A 19,103-nucleotide genomic window follows, 5' to 3' on the forward strand; every position below is an offset into this window, starting at 1 on the left:
ATGCGGGACAGCCTGTACGTCGCCCTTTCCTCGCAGATCGCGCTCGAGCGTCGCCTCGACACGATCGCCGACAACGTCGCCAATGCCTCGACGATCGGCTTTCGCGCCACCGGCGTGAAATTCGAGGATGTCGTCTCCGGCACCGGGCCGAAGTCGGTATCCTTCGCGTCTTCGGGCAAGACCTATCTTTCCGGCGCGCACGGCGCCTTGACCGAGACCGGAAATCCGTTCGATTTCGCCATCCAGGGCGATGCCTGGTTCGCCATCGATACGCCGGTCGGCACCGTCATGACCCGCGACGGGCGCTTTTCGATGAACGAGAATGGCGAGCTGATGTCGATCGAGGGCCACCCGGTGCTCGATGCCGGCGGTGCGCCGATACAGCTCGACCCCCGCAACGGTCCGCCCAAGGCCGGGGCCGACGGTTCGCTGCGTCAGAACGATCAGCTTGTCGGCTCCATCGGCCTCTACAATTTCGATCCCGGCGAGAATTTCGTCCGCTACGGCAATTCCGGCATCATTCCGGCGCGCACGCCGGAGCCGGTCACCGATCGCTCCGATACCGGCATCGCCCAGGGTTTTCTCGAAGAATCCAACGTCAATCCGGTGCTGGAGATCACCCGGCTGATCCAGGTGCAGCGCGCGTTCGAAAACACCGCGGCCCTGATGCGGCAGACCGACTCCTCCACCGACGAGGCGATCAAGACGCTCGGCTCGAAATAGTCCATGTCGCTCGACCAGCCATCCCTGCGCGCACCCGAAAGACAGCTCCAGCCGGCTCCGGAAGACCGGCTTGCCGCGCTGGAACGGGTATGGCGACGATTCGCCGGCACCGAAGCGCTGCTCAAGCGCGGCGGACGCGTCGTCGAAGTCACGTCCACGCACTACAAGGTGCGCGGCCTTTCCGACTTCGCCAGGCTCGGCGACATCGTCGAACAGCGCGGCCATGCCGGCGCACGCCGTGGCGAGATCGTCAAGATCAGCCGTGACGAGGTCGTCGTGGCACCCTTCGAACGCAGCGCCGATGCCGGCATCGGCGATGCAGTGTTCCGCCGCGGTCCGCTGGCGGTGGCGCCGCACGCCTCATGGCGCGGCCGCACCATCGACGCGCTCACCAGGGCGATCGATGCCGGCCCCTCCCTCGTCAGGGGTGACGACACGCCGATCGGCACACGGACCACGCCCGGCGCCATGGCGCGGCAGCGCGTCGGTACCGCCTTCATGACCGGCGTCAAGGTCATCGACATCTTCACGCCGCTTTGTTTCGGTCAGCGCCTCGGTGTCTTTGCCGGCTCCGGCGTCGGCAAGTCGACGCTGCTCGCCATGCTTGCCGGCGCCGACGCCTTCGACACCGTGGTCGTGGCTCTGATCGGCGAACGCGGCCGTGAAGTCCGTGAATTCCTCGAGGACACGATCGGCGACAGCATGGCCAAGACCGTCGCCGTCGTCGCCACCAGCGACGAGAGCGCCATGATGCGCCGGCGTGCACCGGACACCGCCATGCGCGTCGCCGAGCATTTTCGCGACCAGGGCCACCGCGTGCTTCTGGTGCTGGATTCGATCACCCGCTTCGCCCATGCCTTGCGCGAGGTGGCGACAGGAACGGGCGAGCCGCCGGTCGCCCGCGGCTATCCCGCTTCGGTGTTCACCGAACTGCCCAAGCTGCTCGAGCGCGCCGGACCGGGCGCCGAAGGCCCCGGGGTTGAAGGCAGGGGATCGATCACCGCCATCATTTCCGTGCTGGTCGACGGCGACGACCACAACGACCCGGTCGCCGACTCCGTGCGCGGCATCCTTGACGGCCATGTTGTGCTCGACCGTGCGATCGCCGAACAGGGCCGCTATCCGCCGGTCAATCCGCTGTCGTCCATATCGCGTCTTGCCGGCAAGGCCTGGAGCGCCGAACAGCGCGCGCTGGTGACAAGGCTGAAGTCGATGATCGCCCGCTTCGAGGACACGCGCGACATCCGTTTGCTGGGCGCCTATCAGGGCGGCGTCGACGCCGAGCTCGACATTGCCGTGCGCCAGGTGCCGCTGATCTACGAGGCGCTGACGCAATCGCCCAAGGATCGTCCGTCCGCCGAACCGTTCTCCGATCTCGCCCGTCACCTGAAGGGTAAGCTGAATGCCGATGCAGGAGACTGAACGCCAGTACACCGAGCGTATCCTGCGCGAAATGATCGCGGAGGCCAACGCTGCGGAACAAGCCAGGGCTGACGAAGCCAGATTTGCCAAGGCAAAGGCTGCCCGCGCCATAGCAGCGAAAGCCGAGGCTGTTCTAGCCCGGGCCGCCAAGCCAATCCTGCCCAGGGCTGCTAAGCCAATTCTGCCCAGGGCTGCCAAAGCCGAGCCTGTTCGGTCCAAGGCTGCTGAGCTCGCCCTGCCCAGGGATCCCCAGGCGGAGGCTGGCGAGATGACCCAAGCCAGCCGCGAGTCGCTGATCGACGGCCTGTTCCCCCGCACCGAATGGCCACAGCCGCCAAAGGCACAGTTTCCAAGGCTGAAAAAACAGTCTGACCGCCGCAGCGATTTCGTCGTTGCCGCGCTCGGCCTTACACTAGGGCTGATCTGCGCCCTGTTTCCCTGGTACATCTTCTTCAACCAGGAACAGTTTGGCGTCCAGGCGATCAAGTTCGGCGGCACCGGCACCAATTCGGGACGGGCGGGCGGCGGCGTGGTCGCCGAACGCAGCGCGCCGCTGACGGTAAAGGACGTTCCGGCGGCCAATCTCGATCTGTTTGCCACGGGAACGGTGCAGGATGACGCCAATCCCGCGCCTGCGCCCGACGAGCAACCCTTCCCGGCCGACGCCGCGAAATTCCGCATGGTTCATGTCGCCAACGGCCGCGCCATGATCGAGGACGATGCCGGACTATGGATCGTCCAGCGGGGCTCGATATTGCCCGACTCCAGCCAGGTGTCTTCCATCGAGCAGCGCAACGGCAAATGGGTCATGGTCACCAGCACCGACCAGGTGATCGAACTCTCCAGGTAACGCCCCGTCTCGGGCGTCCGGTCATCCGCAAGGTCCGCGCAAGACTGGCGGCCTAGTCTTCGGGAACCCGCCCGGAGATTCCCATGGAGCCCGTTTCCCTTTTCGATCTCGCCGCCAAGCAAGCGCAATGGCTTGCCGTGCGCCAGTCCGCTATTGCCGGCAACATCGCCAACGCCAACACGCCGGGCTACACGGCAAACGATGTCGAGCCGTTCGAAAAAGTGCTCGACCGCACCGCGGTGTCGCTGCAGGCCACGCAGGCCGGCCATCTCGGCAACGCCGCGACCAATGCCGGCTTCACCGTCAAGCCGCAGGAAGATGACGGCGTTATGATGCCGTCCAAGAACTCGGTCGTGCTGGAAGATCAGCTGATGAAGGCCGGCGAAGTGCGCCGCTCCTTCGAGCTCAACACGGCGATCGTCAAGGCGTTCCATTCGATGATGATGATGGCGGTGAAGAGCTGACCATGGACGCGCTGATCTCAGCCCTCAAAGTCGCAGCATCCGGCCTCGGCGCCCAATCGGAGCGCTTGCGTGTGGTTTCGGAAAACCTGGCCAACGCCCAGTCGACCGGCACGACGCCAGGGTCCGATCCCTATCGCCGCAAGACCATCAGCTTCGTCTCCGAGCTCGACCGGACCTCCGGCAGCTCGACGGTCGAAGTGAACTCGATCGATCGCGATCCAAGCGACTTTCCTGTCGAGTTCCAACCCGGCAACGAGGCCGCCGACGACAAGGGCTATGTCAAGATGCCCAACGTCAACGTGCTGATCGAAATGGCCGACATGACCGAGGCCAACCGTTCCTACGAAGCCAATCTCCAGGTCGTCAAGCAGGCGCGCGACCTGATTTCCATGACCATCGACCTGATGAGGAACCAGTAATGATCAGCGGTATCGGAGCCCTTCAGTTCAAATCCTCGGTCGGCGGCGACGACACGGTGACAAGCCTGCTCCAGGGCGGCGCGACACCCTCGGCCGGCGGCAATATCGGCACCTCCTTCGCCGAGGCGCTGAGCCAGGCGGCCTCCAAGACCGTCAGCACGATGGAGAATGCCGAGCAGGTATCGGTGCAGGCGCTCAAGGGCGACGCCGACACCCGTCAGGTGGTCGACGCCGTGATGAGCGCGCAGCAGGCGCTGCAGACTGCCGTCGCCATCCGCGACAAGGTGGTTTCCGCCTATCTCGAAGTCAGTCGAATGGGCATCTGAGGAACTCCGCCATGAAAGCACTCGCCATCGCCGCCACTGGCATGAATGCCCAGCAGACAAACCTGGAAGTCATCGCCAACAACATCGCCAACATCAACACCACCGGCTACAAGCGCGCACGCGCCGAATTCTCCGACCTGCTGTACCAGGTCGACCGCACGCAGGGCGTGCCCAACCGCTCCAATACCTCGCTGGTGCCGGAGGGCGTCTCGATCGGCCTCGGCGTCAAGACGACGGCCGTGCGCAACGTCCACACCCAGGGCGAACTGACCAGCACCGGAAACAGTTTCGACCTGGCGCTGACCGGCAGGGGCTGGTTCCAGATCGAAGGCGCCGACGGCGGCACGCTCTACAGCCGCGCCGGCGCCCTCAACACCAACGCCACCGGACAGCTGGTGACGGTGGACGGCGCCAGTGTCATTCCGGCAATCACCGTTCCCACCGACGCCGTTGAGGTTATCGTCAACAAGACCGGCCAGGTCTTCGCCCGCATCGATGGCCAGGCTGACCTGCAGAACCTCGGCCAGATCCAGATCGCCAATTTCGCCAACGAAGCGGGTCTCGCCCCGCTCGGCGACAATCTGTTCCAGGAAACCACGGCTTCCGGGCCGGCGAATGTCGGCGTGCCGGGCGATCCCGGCTTTGCCACCATCCAGCAGGGCTATCTCGAGGCCTCCAACGTCGACCCGGTCAAGGAAATCACCGAGCTGATCTCAGCGCAGCGCGCCTATGAAATGAACTCCAAGGTCATCCAGGCCGCCGACGACATGGCCTCGGTCGTTTCCAAGAACATCAGGTAGGGATGATGGCCATGCCGATCTCCTGCTCCGCATTCCGCCGCACCGCGCTTGTCCTTACGCTGGTGGCCGGCTGCATGCCGGCTTTCGCCCAGGAATCGGCAGATCAATCGGCGGACCAGTCGGCCACTCAGATCGCCAGCAACCAACCTGCCGGCGAGGTTGTGTTGATCCCCAACCGGGTCATCTATCCCGGCGAGACCATCGAGCTTGGCGCGCTCAAGCGCGTGACCCTGATCGCCGGCAAGCACAAGCCGGACGCGGTCGCCACCCGGGCCGAGGAACTCGACGGCAAGGTCGCCAAGCGCACGCTTCTTCCCGGCCGCTACATCCCCTCCGCCGCCGTCCGTGAGGCCTGGCTGGTCGAACAGGGTGCGTCCGTGCAGGTCTTCTTCATCGCCGGCGGATTGACGATCTCGGCCACCGCGGTGACGTTGCAGCCGGGTTCCGCCGGCGACCTTGTCAAGGTCCGCAACGTCGACAGCGGCAAGATCCTGTCCGGCACGGTGATGGCGGATGGGACCATCCAGGTCAGCGCTTCATGACGCGCGGACTTGCTCTGATCCTGGCAGCCGTGCTCGGCCTGCAGCCGGCGCTGGCCGACGGCCTGACGCCCAAGGCCAAGCGCGAACTCGCCGCCAAGAATGGCGGCGTCTACGACGATCCCGAATACAATCCGGCCACCACCAGCCGCATGTTCCGGGTTTCGTCGGGGCCGAGTTCGCTGCCGCCGGGCCAGGTCGCCTCGCGCATCAAGGACATCGCCCAGCTGCAGAGTTCGCGCGACAACCAACTGGTCGGCTACGGCCTGGTCATCGGGCTTGCCGGGTCGGGCGACAGCCTGCGCAACTCTCCGTTCACCGAACAATCGATCCGCGCCATGCTCGAAAATCTCGGCATCGCCACCGAGGGCGGCAGCGCACGCGCCAAAAATGTCGCCGCCGTCATCGTCACCGCCAACATGCCGCCCTACGTGCAGTCGGGCGCCCGCATCGACATCGACGTCTCCTCGATGGGCGACGCCACCTCGCTCGCCGGCGGCACGCTGATCATGACGCCTTTGAAGGCGGCTGACGGCGAGATCTATGCCGTCGGCCAGGGCTCGGTCATCGTTTCCGGCTTCACCGCCAAGGGACAGGCCGAGCAGCTGACGCAAGGCGTGCCGACTTCCGGCCGTGTGCCGAACGGCGCCATCGTCGAGCGCGCGGTCCAGGCCGAGTTCGACGATCAGGCGACGCTGACCCTGCAATTGCGCAACCCCGATTTCTCGACCGCCATTCGCATCGCCGACGCCATCAACGACTACACCAGCCAGCGCTTCGGCGCGCGAGTTGCGGCCGAGCGCGATTCCCGCACCGTGCAGATCAGGAGGCCGAAGGGTGTTTCGGCGGCCCGCTTCTATGCCGAGATCGAAAACCTGGTGGTCGAATCCGACACCCCTGCCCGCGTCGTCATCGACGAGCGCACCGGCACCATCGTCATCGGCAACGACGTCAAGATCTCGCGGGTTGCCATCAGCCACGGCACGCTCACCGTGCGCATCACCGAAGCGCCGCGCATCGTCCAGCCCGAGCCTTTCTCCAGGGGCGAGACGGCCGTCGAGCCGTTCACCGCGATCGACGCCAGCCGGCCCGATGCCCGCGTCGCCGTGCTTGACGGACCCGATCTCGAAACGCTCGTTTCCGGCCTCAACCGTCTCGGCGTCAAGCCGGACGGAATCATTGCCATTCTGCAGGGCATCAAGTCGGCCGGCGCCCTGCAGGCCGACCTGGTTCTGCAATAGGCGATGCCGATGACGCGCTCCCTCTCACGCCAAGAAAGACGCCGCGCCGCCGCAATCCTGTTCGCGGCCAGTGTTGTCGCCATGTCCTTAGCCGCCGGCACGGCGCGCGGCGAAGAAACGGTTCGCCAGGTCCTGCCGGGCGCGCCGGCGGCCGAGCCACCGCAGCAATTGACACGGGAAAAGGCGCCTGATCAAAGCGAGATCGAGCGCTTCTGCTCCAACATCGCCGACGCTGCCCGCGACCGCCGCTATGCCTTGCAGGCGGAAGAGATGAAGCAGCTGCAGGCCGGCATCGACCAGCGCATGAAGGCGCTGGAGGAGAAGCGGGCCGAATACGAGACCTGGTTGAAGCGGCGCGAGGTTTTCCTGGCCCGCGCCGAGGACGGCGTCGTCCAGATCTATGCCGGCATGAAGCCCGACGCCGCCGCCGAGCGGCTGGCCATCGTCAATGCCGACCTGGCGGCGGCCATATTGATGAAGCTCGATTCACGCAAGGCGAGCGTCATCCTCAACGAAATGGACCAGAAGGCGGCGGCAACGCTCACCGGCATCATGGCCAGCGCAGCCCGAAGGGTAGATCCGTCATGATCCGCAAGTTGCTCGTCGTGTGCGCGGTCGCCGGGCTGTCCGGTTGCGGGACCAACCTGAAGGAGGTCGGCAAGGAGCCGGCCTTGTCCCCGGTCGGCTCCGGCATCGACGGCGGCAACACCTCGTCCCTCTATCGCTATCCGCAAACGCCGCCCACGCCGGTCAAGAAATTCTCCTTGTGGGATGACCGCCAGAGCCGGCTGTTCACCGACCCGCGGGCGCTGTCGCAGGGCGACATCCTGACCGTCAAGATCAAGATCAACGACAGGGCCAACTTCAAGAACCAGAACGACCGGAGCCGCACCGCCAACCGCAAGCTCGGCTACGACCTCAGCGCGCAATGGGACAACTGGAGCACCGCCGGCAAGGGCGCCGGCGCTCTCAGCTCCACCACGGACACGACGGCCGACGGCGAGATCAAGCGCTCGGAAACGCTTGAACTCAATGTCGCGGCCATCGTCACCGATGTCCTGCCGAACGGCAATTTGATGATCACGGGATCGCAGGAAGTGCGCGTCAATGCCGAGCTCAGGGTGTTGACCCTCGCCGGTATCGTGCGGCCGGCCGATATCGGCGCGGAGAACACCATTCCCTACGAACGCATTGCCGAAGCACGCATCTCCTACGGCGGGCGCGGCCGTATCACCGAGGTCCAGCAACCTGCCTACGGCCAGCAGATTCTCGACCAGGTCCTTCCGTTCTAGGATTGGGGAACACGGCACCGTGGCAAACGTCGAACAGGTCCAGCCGCGCAAGGGTCCCTCCTTTGCCATCCAGGCCGTCATGCTGCTTGTTGTGACCGCAGCCGCCATCGGCATGGGCTGGATGTCCGGCGGCTATCTCAAGGGCGTCGGGGCACCGGCGTCGGTGCCGGTCGCGCCCGAGAACGAAGGCAAGACCGCACAGCCCGCCGCGGCCGGTGAGCCAGGCGTGGGGCCGACGCTCGTCGTGCTGGCGCCGATCACCACCAACATCGCCTCGCCTGCCGATACCTGGATCAGAATGGAAGCGTCCGTCGTCTATGACGGGCCGCAGCCCCAGTCCATGACGGATGACATCCACCAGGACCTTCTGGCCCTGGTGCGCACCTTGAAGATGCATCAGATCGAGGGTGCCAGCGGTTACCAGCACCTGAAGGCCGATCTCGAGGAACGCGCCTCGATCCGCAGCCAGGGTCACGCCAAGCAGATTCTTATCAGGACATTGCTGCTCGAATGAGAAAGTTCCTTCTCGCCACGGCGATGATCGCCGCCGCCACCTCCGTCGCGGCGGCGCAGCAACTCGACCTCGGTGGCATCGGCAAGGCCGATGGCACCACCGTCGGCTACATCATCCAGATGTTCGGCTTGCTGACGGTGCTGTCGGTGGCGCCGGGCTTGCTGATCATGGTGACGAGCTTCACCCGTTTCGTCATCGCCTTCTCGATCCTGCGCGCCGGCATCGGCCTGCAGTCGACGCCCGCCAACCTCATTCTCATTTCACTGTCGCTGTTCATGACCTTCTATGTCATGGCGCCGACCTTCGATCAGGCCTGGAACACCGGCGTCAAACCGCTGATGGACAACCAGATCACCCAGACCGTAGCCTTCGACAAGATTTCGGATCCATTCCGCACCTTCATGTTGCGCAATGTGCGCGACAAGGATTTCGACCTCTTCGCCGATCTCGCCCGCGAGCGCGGCCAGACCGTTTCGCGCGACACCGTCGACCTGCGCATCCTGGTGCCCGCCTTCATGATCTCGGAAATCCGGCGCGGCTTCGAGATCGGCTTCCTGATCGTGCTGCCATTCCTGGTCATCGACCTGATCGTCGCCACCATCACCATGGCAATGGGCATGATGATGCTGCCGCCGACAGTGGTGTCGCTGCCGTTCAAGATCCTGTTCTTCGTCCTGATCGACGGCTGGAACCTGCTTGTCGGCAGCCTGGTGCGCTCCTTCAACTGAGCGCTTGCAGCTAATCCCTGGCGGCTGGTCGCTATCGCGGTTCCCCAGCGCAGAATTCAAGCAATATATTTTCGATTAACCGTCCGGTTTAGCCCTTTGGTAGGGACTTGCCCGCATATTCGCTCGCAGATGGCGGGTGATCGATTTCGAAGATCATTGGCATGATGCCGCACCGTCATACCGGGAGACCCGGTATGTCAAAAAAAACCTGTAAAATCAAGGTACGAGTACCATGTCCAGCATCATGACGAACTCCGCCGCGTTGACGGCTCTGCAGAGCCTTAACGCCACCAGCAAATCCCTCCAGGACACCCAGGCCCGCATCTCGACCGGTTACCGCGTTTCGCAGGCCTCGGACAACGCCGCCTATTGGTCGATCGCCACCACGATGCGCTCTGACAACCAGGCAATGTCCACGGTTTCGGACGCACTCGGCCTCGGCGCTTCGAAGGTCGACACCGCCTACACCGGCATGAACAGCGCGATCTCCACCATCAACCAGATCAAGGCCAAGCTGCTGGCATCCTACGGCCAGACGGACGCCTCGAAGGAAAAGACCCAGGTCGAAATCGCCGCCCTTCAGGACCAGATGAAGTCCTTTGCCACCGGCGCCACCTTCTCAGGCACCAACATGCTGTCCGTAGACAGCGGCGCAACAGCCACGACAGCGGCCGATGTGAAGATCCTTTCGGCCTTCAACCGTGACGCCGCCGGTGCGTCTTCGATCTCGACGATCGACGTCAAGGTGGAAAACATCAAGCTCTATGAAGCTGGTACCACCGCGACACTCAACAAGGGCATCCTGGACTCGCAGCGCACGGGCTCCACCGGTGTGGCCACCCTCACGGCCGTTGCCGTGACCCTGGGCGCCGCCGCAACGGCCACCGACACCTACTCAGCCGCCAGCCTGAAGATCTTCGACACCGCAACGGGCAAAGCCGCGGGCGACGATCAGATCAAGCAGATGATGACCGTCATCGACTCCGCGCTCGCCGACATGACCAACGCCGCCACCACGCTCGGCGCCGCCAAGAGCAGTATCGACCTGCAGAAGACCTTCACCTCCGACCTGATGGACTCCATCGATCGCGGTGTCGGCCAGCTCGTCGATGCCGACATGAACAAGGAATCGACCCGTCTGCAGGCCCTGCAGGTCCAGCAGCAGCTCGGCGTCCAGGCGCTGTCGATCGCCAACGGTTCGTCGCAGTCGATCCTGTCGCTCTTCCGCGGCTAATCACCTTCGCCTGATCACAGTTCGCACTAAACATCGGGCCGCGCCAAAAGCGCGGCCCGATTTGCGTTTGCTCGACTTGCCCTTGCAAGCCTCGCACAATGCTCGTTCCTTAACTCTCAAAGGCCAGCTTTTAACAGGCTGTTAACCATGCCGCGCTAGTTATGGTTAACCAATAGCTTACGACCGTTGGCGAATCGGTCCGACCGGCACGATGCCACCCGTTGAACAGGCCTGTCCGGCATGTCTGAGCATGTCGGTTTTTGAGAAGGAGCGACTTTCTTGGCGAGCATCATGACAAACGCTGCGGCGTTAACCGCACTTCAAAGCCTCAGCGCCACCAACAAGTCACTCGAACAGACGCAGGCTCGCATCTCGACGGGCTATCGGGTCTCGCAGGCCTCGGACAACGCCGCCTACTGGTCGATCGCCACCACGATGCGCTCGGACAACTCGGCCCTGTCGACGGTGCAGGATGCACTCGGCCTCGGCGCCTCGAAAGTCGACACCGCCTACACCGGCATGAACAATGTGCTGACCACGATCGGCCAGATCAAGACCAAGCTGCTTTCGACCGTCGGCCAGACGGATGCCGCCAAGGCGAAAACCCAGACCGAGATCAATGCGCTTCAGGCGCAGATGAAGTCCTTTGCCGATGCGGCGACCTTCTCAGGCTCGAACTTCCTTGCGGTAACCTCCAAGCAGACTGCCGTCCCCAATGATGGCGTCCAGGCCGACTCCCAGATCGTGTCCTCGTTCAATCGCTCCTCGTCGGGCGCCGTCTCGATCGGAACGATCGACATCGATGTCGAGGGCACCAAGCTTTTCGACTACGGCCTTGCCACCGAGGTCAAAAATCGCGGCACCCTCGATCGCCAGACTTCGATTTATGCCACGGGAGCCGCCCAGACCCTGTATGACAACGCCTATGCGACCGCACTCGCTGGCGGAGCAACGGACATCGCGGCAAATACTGCTGGCCAGGCGGCGGCGGGAGCGGTCGTCCCCAAGGTCGACAATATCTCCGCCTACAACCTCGACATCACCGCGGCCGGCGTAACCGACGACATCATCACCCAGATGGTGACCAGGATCGACAAGGTCATGGCGCAGTTGACCGATTCCGCAACCATCCTCGGTTCGGCCAAGAGCAGCATCGACCTGCAGAAGACCTTCACCCAGAGCCTGATGGACTCCATCGACCGTGGTGTCGGCCAGCTCGTCGATGCCGACATGAACAAGGAATCGACCCGGCTCCAGGCGCTGCAGGTTCAGCAGCAGCTCGGCATCCAGTCGCTGTCGATCGCCAACAGCGCTTCGCAGAGCATCCTGTCGCTGTTCAAGAACTAGTCGCGGGCGCCACCGGCACCGTCCTTTTCACACTCCGATTGACGGGCCGCGCCACAAGCGCGGCCCGATTTCATTTTCGCACAAGCTTCGAAGACTACTGTTCCGGCGGACAGTCATGCTGGGAGTCGTCGAACCGTGCCGGAACAGATCCAGAGCATCATCTCGAATCTTCGCGGCTTTGGCGTCAAGCGCCTTGCCATGCTGGCTGGCATCGCCGTTCTGGTGATGGGCGTCATCGGCATCGCCTCGGTCTATCTCAACCGTCCCGCCTACGACACGCTCTATGTCGGGCTCGACCGCGCCGACGTGAACCAGATCGGCCTGGTGCTGGGCGAAGCCGGCATCGGCTTCGATGTGGGCGCCGACGGAACCTCGGTGCTGGTGCCGGCCGGCACAACCGCGCAGGCGCGCATGCTGCTTGCCGAAAAGGGCCTGCCGACCAGCGCCAATGCCGGCTACGAACTGTTCGACAATGTCGGCTCGCTCGGCCTCACCTCCTTCATGCAGCAGATCACCCGCGTGCGCGCGCTGGAGGGCGAGATCGCCCGCACCATCCAGTCGATTTCAGGCATCAAGGCGGCGCGCGTCCACATCGTCATGTCCGAACGCGCCAATTTCCGCCGCGACGAACAGCAGCCTTCGGCATCGGTGGTCATCCGCTACGCCGGCATCGACGCCGAGAAGAGCGCCATGTCGATCCGCCATCTCGTCGCCGCCGCTGTCCCTGGCCTGTCGGCCGACAAGGTGACCGTGCTCGATTCCAGCGGCAATCTGCTGGCAGCGGGCGATGATCCTTCCAACACCAGCGCCGCCCGCACGCTCGGTGTCGAGCAGACCGTCGAGGCGCAGATCGGCGACAACATCCGCCGTGCGCTGACGGCCTATCTCGGCCCCGACAACTTCCGCGCCAGCGTCAAGGCCGAGGTCAACACCGACACCCGCCAGACGGAAGAAACCATTTTCGATCCGAATTCACGCGTCGAGCGCTCGGTGCAGTCGGTGCGCGCCAACGAAAACAACAACCAGAAGCAGGCCTCGACCCCAGCCAGCGTCGAGCAGAACCTGCCCGAGACCCAGGCAACCGCCACCGACGGTCCGCAATCCTCCTCGCAGAACGACCGCAAGGAAGAGATCACCAACTACGAGATCAACTCGAAGAAGATCGCCACCGTCTCCAACGGCTACACCGTCACCAAGATGTCGATCGCCGTCGTCGTCAACCAGCAACGCCTGGTGACCATCCTCGGCAAGGACGCCACGCCGGAGCAGATTGCCAAGCGCGTCGCCGAGATCCAGAAGATGGTGACCTCGGCCACCGGCTTCGACGACAAGCGTGGCGACGTCATCGACGTCTCTGCGGTCGAGTTCATCGACGGGCTGGACGGCGAGGCGATCCCGCAGGCTGGGATGCTCGATTCCATCGGCCAGCATGCCGGCACGCTGATCAATGCCGGCGCCTTCATCGTCGTGGTGTTCCTGGTCGCCTTCTTCGGCCTGAGGCCGATGGCGGCGGCGCTGACGGCAAAGGCGACGCCGGCCCTGGCAGGCCCCAGCTACGAAGACGTCCAGCGCTCGCTGCCGACACCCGAAGCAAGCGCAAACGCCGAAAGCGCTGCCATCGGCGCCTTGCCCGGTGCGCGCCCCGGTCCCACGCCGCTCGACGATCTTCGCCAGAAGATCAGGCCGGCGCCGCAGGAACGGCTTGCCCGAATGGTCGACCTCAACGAGGAGCGCACCGCGCAGATCCTGCGCAAATGGGCCGCTCAGGAAGTCGCGGCTTAAACCATGCCCTCCGTAGCCCTTTTCGACCTTCTGCCTGATTTCGGTAGCCGCACGCAACGTGCCGGCCAGCCCCGGGCCGTGGCGGATCCCGAACACAAGCCCGACGCGCCGGCGCCGCAAGCCGATATCGGCACGCTGATCGCGGAAGCGGTTGTCCAGGCTGAGGCGGCACTCGAGGCACGCCTGTCGATTGCCCATGAAGCCGCGCTCGAAGCCGAACGCCAGGCCAATGCCGAGGAAGCAAGGGTATTTCTCGAAAGCCTCGGCGACGATGTCGGCAAGGCGGTCTCGTTGCGCATCGATGCCATGGAGGCGCGCGTGACCGGGCTGGTCGCCGCCACCGTCGCCCGCATGATCGGCGGCATCGTCAGCGACGATCTGCAGAAACGCTCGATCGAGGCGCTTGCCGGCGCCATAGGCGAAGCGGTCGGCGATGCCGAAGCCGTGCGCATCGCCGTGCGCGGCCCGCTCTCGCTGTTCGAAACGCTGAAGGCATCGCTCGGGCCCCGCGCCGCCAATCTCGACTTCACCGAGACACCAGGCTTCGATCTCACGGTCGCCATCGACGAGGCGGTGTTCGAGACGCGCATGGCCGAATGGTCGACGACCCTTTCCGAGGTCCTGGCATGAGCGTCGCCGATGCCGGACAGGTTCACCAGGAGATCATCATCGTTCGTCGAGGTCACGACGACCATGACGATGCCCACCATGGCGGCGTCTGGAAGATAGCCTTCGCCGACTTCATGACGGCGATGATGTGCTTCTTCCTGGTCATGTGGCTGATCAATGCCGCCAACGAGCAGACCAAGGCAGCCGTCGCCAGCTATTTCAACCCGGTCAAGCTGGTCGACCGCAATTCGAGCCGCAAGGGTCTGGAGGATCTCGGCGACGGTCCGCGCGCGATGGGGACGACGGCCGACAACCCGCAGAAGGCGACCAACAAGGCGGGCCAGGACGGCGATGGCTCCGCGGACCGCAAACAGGAGAAGCAGGAACTCCCGCAGGCGGAACACTCCGACGAGCATCTGTTCGCGGACCCCTACGCGGTGCTTTCGGAAATCGCCACCGATACCGGCGTCATGCAGAATGTCAGCCAGAAGGGCGATGGCGGCGCCCAAGCTGCCGGCCCGGCGACCGGCGCTTCCGGCGGCGCCTCCTATCGCGATCCCTTCGAGCCTGATTTCTGGTCGCAGCAGGTGGCGGCGCCCGGCGCCGAAGCCAGTGCCCAGCGAGCCAAAATCGAGGGCGATGCGGTCAAGCCCGGTGACAAGGTTGCCGAAACGCAAGTGCCCAAGGTCAAGGCCGTGCCACCAGTCGCGGCCGCACCGCTCGAACCGCCGGCAGAGGACGCGACCGGCAAGCAAGCTGCGAGCACCGACGCGGCAACGACGAAGGCCGGCGACACCAAGCTAACAGGCACGAAGCCTAGCGACGCGAAGCCAAGCGACGCGAAGCCGGGCGAGACCAAACCAGACGACACCAAAGCCACGGACGCAGCCAAGGCCGAGGCCAAGGCGCAAGAGGAAGCCCAGCCCGACACCGGAGAGAAGGCGCCGACCGCCGCCGCCGTCAAGGCTGCGGCCGACGTCAAGCGGCAGTTGGCCGATGCCTTCAAGCCCGGTGACAAGCTGCATGACGGCGTCTCGGTGGAAGCCACCGACAAGGGCGTCGTCATCTCGATCACCGACCAACTCGACTTCGGCATGTTCGAGGTCGGTTCGGCGCTGCCGCGCCGCGAACTGGTGCTGGCGATGGAAAAGATCGGCCGCATCGTCAACAGCCAGAAGGGCACCATCAGCATCAACGGCCACACCGACGCACGGCCATTCCGCAGCGACAGCTACGACAATTGGCGGCTGTCGACGGCGCGCGCGCATTCCGCCTACTACATGCTTGTGCGCGGTGGAGTCGACGAACGCCGCATCACCGAAGTCGCCGGTTTCGCCGACCGCCAGCCCAAGGACCCGGCGAATCCATTGGCGGCAGTGAACCGCCGCATCGAAATCCTGATGGCGGCCGGCGGATGAGGCGGGCGGCCGTCACCAGCCGGTTGATTGGCCTGTTGCTGCTGGCCGGCGGATATCCGTCAGCCGGCTTCGCCCAGGACGCGTTGCAGCCGTATCAGCTGGTGCGCTCGCTGCAGCTCATCCAGGACCGTATCGCCGCTGGCGATCATGCCGCCCTGCCGATGCAGGCCAAGCTGCTCGAGATGGTGGATGCGCGGCTGCGCACGGCGGATGCCGAGGATTTCAAGGATCCCAAGAACTTTCGCGCCCTGCTTGTCTACGGCATGAGCGGCGGCAATCCGGTGACTGTCGAGGCCGCCACGTCGCGCGCCACGACGGACCCACAAAGCCTTGCCGTGGCCAAAGGGGTTATCGACTATCTCAATGGCCGGCCCGGCGAGGCGATCGAAGCGTTGAAGCCGATCGATCCGATGACGCTGCCTCCCGACCTAGGCGCCTTCCTTGCCCTGGTCAAAGGCTCGCTGCTTGCCGGCGACCAGCCGGCTGCGGCGCTCGGTTTGCTCGACGAGGCAAGATTGCTCAGCCCCGGCACGCTGGTCGAGGAAGCAGCACTACGCCGTTCGGTCGGCATTGCGGGCGCGCAGGGTGACGCGGCACGCTTCGCACGCGCGTCGACCCAGTATGTCGAGCGCTACCTCTATTCGCCCTACGCCAGCCAGTTCGCCGACTCCTTCGTCTCCGGCGTCATCGCGCTGCACATGTCGATCAGCCAGGACAAGCTGGCCGACATCACCTCGATGATGGATCCCGAGCGTGAGAAGGTGATCTACCTGCGCATCGCCCGCCGTGCCGCAATCGACGGTCTGAACGACCTGTCGGCCTTCGCTTCGGCGCGAGCCGAGCAGGGTCGCGACGGCAACACCAACCAGGACGATCCGCGCGCCCTGCTTTACGCCAGTCTTTCCACCGTGACCTCGGGCACCATCGAAGACGTCCGCGCCAATCTCGGCAAGATCGACCGCAGCAAGCTGTCGGAAGGCGACCGCGCCTTGCTTGACGCCGCCCAGGCCATCGCCGGCGAAGTCGTCGCCCCGCCCGCCCCCCTCCCCGAGGAAAAGCCAGTTGTCGCGGCCGAGCGGCCGCCAGCGCCCGAAACCGTCGCGGCGCAAGGCGCCGACGCCAGCGGGCTACCCCCCGTCGAAGGCGCCATCGCCGAGCAACCCGCCGTCGCTGCCGCCTCCGGCGGACCGGTCGCCAGTGTTCCGGAGACGCCGGCGGCTGCGGTTGCACCTGCCGATGCGGCGACCGTCGTGCAGGCGTCGGCGCCATCGCCCGCGGCCAGTCCCGAGCCCACCGACCCGACCGATGCCGCCATGAACAAAACACGTCGACAGCTCGACCTGATCGACCAGATGCTTGGAGCCGCCCCCAAATGACCACCAGCCTCGGCTCGGCCTTGCCAGGATTTGCCACCGCGCGCGCAACATCGGAGCAACCGGCGGCGAACGGCAAGAAGGACAACGCAGGCTTTGGCAAAATCCTGCATGGCGAGGCCAGTCCGGCCCGCCCGGAACGGCATCCGACGACCGAGGCGGGATCGCGCGAGCAGCGCTGGGGCAAGCTCGCCGCCAACCTTGCCGGGCATGGCGGCAAGGCCGGCCCGACATCGGCCGATCCCGGAAAGATCGTCTCGGCCAAGTTGCCGGCCGTGAAGAGCGGCGAGGACGATTTGGAAGCCAAGGACGATTTGGAAGCGAAGTCGCACAAGGACGATGCCGACGCCGAAGAGACGGCGCCTGACGCGGATGCGGTCCCGCTTCAGGACCATCTGCCGCTGCTTATCGCGTTCCATGACCTGCGCCATTTCTCGACATCGACCAAGGCAAGCGGGCGCGACACGGCTAACGGCGAGAGCCCACCGGACCCGGCGCTCAACGCGCAGGCTCCGCTCCCAAAAACCTATCGGTCGAAGTCCACGGCCGGAAACGAAATCGTCGAAACCAAGTCGAAGCCGGAGCAGGTGTCGATCGTCGACGGGCCTTTGACAGAGCTTGATGGCCAGCCGCCGAGCGCTGCCGGCGTTGCCTCCGGCGCGCCGAAACGCGACACCGTCGTAGCGGCCCAGAAGCTGCCGGACGCCACAACCGCCGATGTGCCCGGCGTGCAATCGAAACACGCCGCGCCGGCGATGAAAAGCATCGAGGATGTCCAGTCCTCGTTACGGCCCGAAGCCGGAAAACAATCCCTGTCCGCCACACGCATCGACGTCGTGTCGCAACAGAGCTTCCCGGCGCCACCGCAAAGTCCCATCAGCCAGGCAGCCCTCAATGTGGTCAACGCCATAGCCGCCGATGGCGGCCCGCAAAAGGCCCTTCCAGCCTCATCCGCGGCCACCCAGCTGGGCAGCCCTGTTGCCGTTCCGACACATGTGTTGAAGATCGAACTTCACCCCGCCGAACTCGGCATGTTGACGGCCAACCTTCGCCTCTCGGGAGAACAACTTTCGATTGAATTGAAGCCCGCAACACACGACGCTTATCGTCGTTTGTCCGCCGACAGCGAGGCCATCGCCAAATCGCTGCGCGGGCTCGGCTTCGAGGTTGACAAGGTTACGATCCTGCAACCTTCGGTAGCGGTTCCTGCTGCAACCCGCACCGATGCGACCGCCCCTTTGCCGAGCGCGTCGGGCCGCGATCCGTCATCCTTCCAACCTAGAAACCCGGGCAGCGGCAACAGTGGAGCGGGTGGTCAGCAATCGGGTCAGCAATCCGCAGGAAACCGCAATGATGACGCGCAGGACTACGGCCGCGGCACTTCACCTTCTCGCGAGCGCGCTGGCGGCGATATGTTTATCTAGCGCAGCAGGCGCTGCCGCTGCCGCCACCAACCCTTGCGAGCCCGAGATCCTGCGTGCCGCCGATCGCTATGGCGTGCCCGCCGGCATCCTCTATGCCGTGGGCCTGACGGAGACCGGAAACAAGGGCAGCCTTCAGCCCAACGCTTTGAATATAGAAGGAAAAGCGGTCTTTCCGAGAAGCCGGGCCGAGGCCCTTGCCGCCTTCGCCAATGCCCGGCGCGAAGGCAAGACGCTCATCGATCTGGGCTGCATGCAGATCAACCATCACTACCACGCGTCGCATTTCCGCAGCGTCGAGGACATGCTCGATCCGCGTCAGAACGTCGACTATGCGGCGCGCTTCCTGGCCAGCCTCCATGCCCGTCACGAGACCTGGTCGATGGCAGTCGCCCGCTATCATGCCGGTCCCGACAACGATCCGGCGCAGAAGATCTATGTCTGCCGCGTCATTGCCAACATGGTCGCCACCGGCTTTGGAAAATGGACCGCGAACGCCCGCGGCTTCTGCAACCCGTAGGCGTATCTTCGGCATCCAATACGCCGTTCGCGCCGTCCCGGGTTGTCGCTTTGACTTGGCCGGAACTTGCCGCCGAAAGCA

21 protein-coding genes are annotated in these 19,103 nt (G+C 64.7%); all 21 read left to right on the plus strand.

The window, feature by feature from the left end:
• The gene (gene flgF, locus AC1D2G_RS12180; protein ID WP_477414203.1) at window positions 1-723 is read left to right on the plus strand and encodes a flagellar basal-body rod protein FlgF; all 723 of its coding nucleotides are present in this window, start codon (window positions 1-3) and stop codon (window positions 721-723) included.
• A gap of 3 nt (window positions 724-726) precedes the next feature.
• A complete protein-coding gene (gene fliI, locus AC1D2G_RS12185) occupies window positions 727-2,145 on the plus strand; it encodes a flagellar protein export ATPase FliI (protein ID WP_477414205.1) in 1,419 nt (472 codons plus the stop codon).
• Window positions 2,126-2,995 (plus strand): hypothetical protein, encoded by an 870-nt coding sequence (locus tag AC1D2G_RS12190; protein ID WP_477414207.1) that lies wholly within the window; start codon window positions 2,126-2,128, stop codon window positions 2,993-2,995. Before fliI ends, AC1D2G_RS12190 begins: the two co-directional genes overlap by 20 nt.
• An 83-nt stretch (window positions 2,996-3,078) precedes the next feature.
• Window positions 3,079-3,459, plus strand: coding sequence for a flagellar basal body rod protein FlgB (gene flgB, locus AC1D2G_RS12195; RefSeq protein WP_477414209.1), 381 nt, complete (start codon window positions 3,079-3,081; stop codon window positions 3,457-3,459).
• Window positions 3,460-3,461: 2 nt separating this feature from the next.
• Entirely contained in the window at window positions 3,462-3,878 is a 417-nt protein-coding gene (gene flgC / locus AC1D2G_RS12200; RefSeq protein WP_095084507.1) for a flagellar basal body rod protein FlgC, read from the plus strand.
• A complete protein-coding gene (fliE, locus tag AC1D2G_RS12205) occupies window positions 3,878-4,204 on the plus strand; it encodes a flagellar hook-basal body complex protein FliE (protein ID WP_477414211.1) in 327 nt (108 codons plus the stop codon). Before flgC ends, fliE begins: the two co-directional genes overlap by 1 nt.
• 11 nt (window positions 4,205-4,215) lie before the next feature.
• Complete coding sequence (gene flgG, locus AC1D2G_RS12210) at window positions 4,216-5,004, plus strand: flagellar basal-body rod protein FlgG (protein WP_095084509.1); 789 nt, start codon at window positions 4,216-4,218, stop codon at window positions 5,002-5,004.
• 5 nt (window positions 5,005-5,009) lie between these two features.
• Window positions 5,010-5,546, plus strand: a complete 537-nt coding sequence (flgA, locus tag AC1D2G_RS12215) for a flagellar basal body P-ring formation chaperone FlgA (RefSeq protein WP_477414213.1) — start codon at window positions 5,010-5,012, stop codon at window positions 5,544-5,546.
• Window positions 5,543-6,784: a flagellar basal body P-ring protein FlgI gene (locus AC1D2G_RS12220; RefSeq protein ID WP_457151594.1), complete on the plus strand. Its 1,242-nt coding sequence runs from the start codon at window positions 5,543-5,545 to the stop codon at window positions 6,782-6,784. The genes flgA and AC1D2G_RS12220 overlap by 4 nt, the downstream gene beginning before the upstream one ends.
• Before the next feature lie 3 nt (window positions 6,785-6,787).
• Complete coding sequence (locus tag AC1D2G_RS12225) at window positions 6,788-7,372, plus strand: MotE family protein (RefSeq protein WP_477306649.1); 585 nt, start codon at window positions 6,788-6,790, stop codon at window positions 7,370-7,372.
• Window positions 7,369-8,076 carry a flagellar basal body L-ring protein FlgH gene (gene flgH, locus AC1D2G_RS12230; protein WP_477306647.1) on the plus strand — a complete coding sequence of 236 codons (708 nt, stop codon included), beginning with the start codon at window positions 7,369-7,371 and terminating at the stop codon, window positions 8,074-8,076. The genes AC1D2G_RS12225 and flgH overlap by 4 nt, the downstream gene beginning before the upstream one ends.
• A 19-nt stretch (window positions 8,077-8,095) precedes the next feature.
• Window positions 8,096-8,590, plus strand: a complete 495-nt coding sequence (locus AC1D2G_RS12235) for a flagellar basal body-associated FliL family protein (protein ID WP_477395410.1) — start codon at window positions 8,096-8,098, stop codon at window positions 8,588-8,590.
• A complete protein-coding gene (fliP, locus tag AC1D2G_RS12240) occupies window positions 8,587-9,318 on the plus strand; it encodes a flagellar type III secretion system pore protein FliP (protein ID WP_095084514.1) in 732 nt (243 codons plus the stop codon). The genes AC1D2G_RS12235 and fliP overlap by 4 nt, the downstream gene beginning before the upstream one ends.
• 232 nt (window positions 9,319-9,550) lie before the next feature.
• Window positions 9,551-10,552 carry a flagellin N-terminal helical domain-containing protein gene (locus AC1D2G_RS12245; protein ID WP_095084515.1) on the plus strand — a complete coding sequence of 334 codons (1,002 nt, stop codon included), beginning with the start codon at window positions 9,551-9,553 and terminating at the stop codon, window positions 10,550-10,552.
• Between the two features lie 279 nt (window positions 10,553-10,831).
• On the plus strand, window positions 10,832-11,899 hold the full coding sequence (locus AC1D2G_RS12250; RefSeq protein ID WP_477228051.1) for a flagellin N-terminal helical domain-containing protein: 1,068 nt from the start codon (window positions 10,832-10,834) through the stop codon (window positions 11,897-11,899).
• A 135-nt stretch (window positions 11,900-12,034) separates the two neighbouring features.
• Window positions 12,035-13,681 carry a flagellar basal-body MS-ring/collar protein FliF gene (gene fliF, locus AC1D2G_RS12255; RefSeq protein WP_477414215.1) on the plus strand — a complete coding sequence of 549 codons (1,647 nt, stop codon included), beginning with the start codon at window positions 12,035-12,037 and terminating at the stop codon, window positions 13,679-13,681.
• Window positions 13,682-13,684: 3 nt separating this feature from the next.
• The gene (locus AC1D2G_RS12260; RefSeq protein WP_477414217.1) at window positions 13,685-14,311 is read left to right on the plus strand and encodes a hypothetical protein; all 627 of its coding nucleotides are present in this window, start codon (window positions 13,685-13,687) and stop codon (window positions 14,309-14,311) included.
• Window positions 14,308-15,708: a MotB family protein gene (locus tag AC1D2G_RS12265; protein WP_477414219.1), complete on the plus strand. Its 1,401-nt coding sequence runs from the start codon at window positions 14,308-14,310 to the stop codon at window positions 15,706-15,708. Before AC1D2G_RS12260 ends, AC1D2G_RS12265 begins: the two co-directional genes overlap by 4 nt.
• Window positions 15,705-17,084 carry a chemotaxis protein MotC gene (locus AC1D2G_RS12270; RefSeq protein WP_477414221.1) on the plus strand — a complete coding sequence of 460 codons (1,380 nt, stop codon included), beginning with the start codon at window positions 15,705-15,707 and terminating at the stop codon, window positions 17,082-17,084. The genes AC1D2G_RS12265 and AC1D2G_RS12270 overlap by 4 nt, the downstream gene beginning before the upstream one ends.
• A 272-nt stretch (window positions 17,085-17,356) precedes the next feature.
• Window positions 17,357-18,505: a flagellar hook-length control protein FliK gene (gene fliK / locus AC1D2G_RS12275; RefSeq protein ID WP_477414223.1), complete on the plus strand. Its 1,149-nt coding sequence runs from the start codon at window positions 17,357-17,359 to the stop codon at window positions 18,503-18,505.
• Window positions 18,435-19,022, plus strand: coding sequence for a transglycosylase SLT domain-containing protein (locus AC1D2G_RS12280; protein WP_477414577.1), 588 nt, complete (start codon window positions 18,435-18,437; stop codon window positions 19,020-19,022). Before fliK ends, AC1D2G_RS12280 begins: the two co-directional genes overlap by 71 nt.
• Window positions 19,023-19,103 lie beyond the last annotated feature (81 nt).

The organism is Mesorhizobium sp. P2_C7, assembly GCF_056404515.1.

Coding starts and splice junctions, on each gene's coding strand:
- flgF (WP_477414203.1), top strand. CDS start 1: ATGCGGGACAGCCTGTACGTCGCCCTTTCCTCGCAGATCGCGCTCGAG.
- fliI (WP_477414205.1), top strand. CDS start 727: ATGTCGCTCGACCAGCCATCCCTGCGCGCACCCGAAAGACAGCTCCAG.
- AC1D2G_RS12190 (WP_477414207.1), top strand. CDS start 2,126: ATGCCGATGCAGGAGACTGAACGCCAGTACACCGAGCGTATCCTGCGC.
- flgB (WP_477414209.1), top strand. CDS start 3,079: ATGGAGCCCGTTTCCCTTTTCGATCTCGCCGCCAAGCAAGCGCAATGG.
- flgC (WP_095084507.1), top strand. CDS start 3,462: ATGGACGCGCTGATCTCAGCCCTCAAAGTCGCAGCATCCGGCCTCGGC.
- fliE (WP_477414211.1), top strand. CDS start 3,878: ATGATCAGCGGTATCGGAGCCCTTCAGTTCAAATCCTCGGTCGGCGGC.
- flgG (WP_095084509.1), top strand. CDS start 4,216: ATGAAAGCACTCGCCATCGCCGCCACTGGCATGAATGCCCAGCAGACA.
- flgA (WP_477414213.1), top strand. CDS start 5,010: ATGGCCATGCCGATCTCCTGCTCCGCATTCCGCCGCACCGCGCTTGTC.
- AC1D2G_RS12220 (WP_457151594.1), top strand. CDS start 5,543: ATGACGCGCGGACTTGCTCTGATCCTGGCAGCCGTGCTCGGCCTGCAG.
- AC1D2G_RS12225 (WP_477306649.1), top strand. CDS start 6,788: ATGCCGATGACGCGCTCCCTCTCACGCCAAGAAAGACGCCGCGCCGCC.
- flgH (WP_477306647.1), top strand. CDS start 7,369: ATGATCCGCAAGTTGCTCGTCGTGTGCGCGGTCGCCGGGCTGTCCGGT.
- fliP (WP_095084514.1), top strand. CDS start 8,587: ATGAGAAAGTTCCTTCTCGCCACGGCGATGATCGCCGCCGCCACCTCC.
- AC1D2G_RS12245 (WP_095084515.1), top strand. CDS start 9,551: ATGTCCAGCATCATGACGAACTCCGCCGCGTTGACGGCTCTGCAGAGC.
- AC1D2G_RS12260 (WP_477414217.1), top strand. CDS start 13,685: ATGCCCTCCGTAGCCCTTTTCGACCTTCTGCCTGATTTCGGTAGCCGC.
- AC1D2G_RS12265 (WP_477414219.1), top strand. CDS start 14,308: ATGAGCGTCGCCGATGCCGGACAGGTTCACCAGGAGATCATCATCGTT.
- AC1D2G_RS12270 (WP_477414221.1), top strand. CDS start 15,705: ATGAGGCGGGCGGCCGTCACCAGCCGGTTGATTGGCCTGTTGCTGCTG.
- AC1D2G_RS12280 (WP_477414577.1), top strand. CDS start 18,435: ATGACGCGCAGGACTACGGCCGCGGCACTTCACCTTCTCGCGAGCGCG.